We start from the raw sequence: 1413 nt of genomic DNA, 5'->3' as shown, positions 1-1413 counted from the left end.
GGTTGCCTCTTATAAGTTCAAACCCGCCGCTATCTGTCAAGGGTTGAGAAATCTTTTTGGTTTACCCAATGTTCGTCTTGCCAACCCTAGCTTGATGGCTCAAGTTATTCAATGGCATGAAAATGGTTTAGATTTTGCTGATGCCTTTCATTTAGCCCTGAGTCAGCATTGTTCAGAGTTTTACACCTTTGATCAGAAATTTGCTAAAAAAGCTCAAGGGTTAACCCAATGTCGGGTAGATAAGCTCTAAAGAATGCGCGAATGCGCGAATTTAGTCGGGAGAATCGTAGGGTGGGCATTGCTGTTGAAAGAACAAAATTGTTCAGGGATCAATTAAATGAGCAATGCCCACCAATCCCCAAGCAGGGGTCAAGTATAATCGGGAATCGGGAATCGGCAATCGGCAATCGGCAATCGGGAATCGGCAATCGGGAATCGGGAATCGGGAATCGGGAATCGGGAATCGGCAATCGGGAATCGGGAATCGGCAATCGGCAATCGGCAATCGGCAATCGGCAATCGAATTTTTGGGTGGGCATTGCGCCGTTCAATCATGATTTAACGGCGATCAATTAAATGGGCAATGCCCACCAATGCCCATTTTTGGAGCATCGCACTAATCCGACCCCATGCAGTTAAAGTGCCTGATAGCTGATAGCTGACGGCTGAATACTTACGTTTCAAGAGTGTAGTTTTCTTCTACACAAAGCTGGTGCAATTGAGCGAAAGCCTCGGCTATTGAGGGCTTTTGACACTGTTGACGCCAAGCCAAGAACTCTTGAAAAGTCTGAGCCTCTACCACCACCGCCACCAGTTGATTGTGGTCGTAAATCAACTGAGGCTCAGTAGCTGTAGCAGTGATCAGTTCAGATAACTTTTGCTGTGCCTCTTCAATTCTCCAAACCATCAGCTTACCTCACTGCTTTATGCTTTGCGTCCGGGATTGCCTTCCAAGCTAATTTATTTAGCTACACCTACTCTAGTATAGGGATACTTTGGAAGGATTGGGGGTTGGAAGCCGGCAATGCCCACCCGACAAAAGCTACAAAATGCGATCGCGTAGCGGCTCCAAAGGATCATCGCACTAGGGTTTTAGCTAGACTATAGCCATCAACTATAGCCCTATAGCTAAAAACCCGAAAAATGTCTGAAGGATACGACTTAGCGGAAGCTCGCGTACGCTTTGCTGAAATTGTCCATGATGCCGAACAGGGTAAGCCGGTACAGATTACGCGCCGGGGTAAACCTGTAGCGATTGTGTTGTCCCTCAGGGAGTATCAACGCTTGAGATCAGAGAATTTATCAGAGAATTTAGGATTTGGGGCAACTTTGGCCGAATTTCGTCAGAAGTATCAAATACAGGCTTTAGATATTAATCCTGATCAAGTGTTCAACCAGGTTCGGGTAGGCTCT

General features: G+C 46.4%; 5 protein-coding genes. 2 read left to right on the top strand and 3 right to left on the bottom strand.

Annotation, left to right across the window (positions count from 1 at the left end):
* The coding region (locus tag F6K37_RS42300) for a PIN domain-containing protein (RefSeq protein ID WP_502887841.1) at positions 1-250 on the top strand (250 nt) is incomplete at its 5' end.
* Between the two features lie 119 nt (positions 251-369).
* Here the strand turns inward: F6K37_RS42300 and F6K37_RS42295 are convergent.
* From F6K37_RS42295 to F6K37_RS42285, 3 genes are read right to left on the bottom strand one after another with little or no spacing between them, the layout of a single operon-like run.
* Complete coding sequence (locus F6K37_RS42295) at positions 370-555, bottom strand: hypothetical protein (protein ID WP_287257204.1); 186 nt, start codon at positions 553-555, stop codon at positions 370-372.
* A 3-nt stretch (positions 556-558) separates the two neighbouring features.
* Positions 559-684: a hypothetical protein gene (locus F6K37_RS42290; protein WP_267872028.1), complete on the bottom strand. Its 126-nt coding sequence runs from the start codon at positions 682-684 to the stop codon at positions 559-561.
* Positions 674-907, bottom strand: coding sequence for a type II toxin-antitoxin system Phd/YefM family antitoxin (locus tag F6K37_RS42285; RefSeq protein WP_008184190.1), 234 nt, complete (start codon positions 905-907; stop codon positions 674-676). The genes F6K37_RS42290 and F6K37_RS42285 overlap by 11 nt, the downstream gene beginning before the upstream one ends.
* A 236-nt stretch (positions 908-1143) precedes the next feature.
* On the opposite strand from F6K37_RS42285, the gene F6K37_RS42280 reads away from it, so the two are divergent.
* Positions 1144-1413 (top strand): type II toxin-antitoxin system Phd/YefM family antitoxin (locus F6K37_RS42280; RefSeq protein ID WP_287257203.1); only part of this gene is annotated, 270 nt, incomplete at its 3' end.

This window comes from Moorena sp. SIO4E2 (genome assembly GCF_010671945.1).
Lineage (GTDB): Bacteria > Cyanobacteriota > Cyanobacteriia > Cyanobacteriales > Coleofasciculaceae > Moorena > Moorena producens.
Note: the sequence above shows the minus strand (reverse complement) of the source record. Positions and strands in the feature narration are given on the sequence as shown.

What these genes read in the sequence shown, in the direction of transcription:
- F6K37_RS42295 (WP_287257204.1), bottom strand. Translation starts at nt 555, where the DNA reads ATGATTGAACGGCGCAATGCCCACCCAAAAATTCGATTGCCGATTGCC.
- F6K37_RS42285 (WP_008184190.1), bottom strand. Translation starts at nt 907, where the DNA reads ATGGTTTGGAGAATTGAAGAGGCACAGCAAAAGTTATCTGAACTGATC.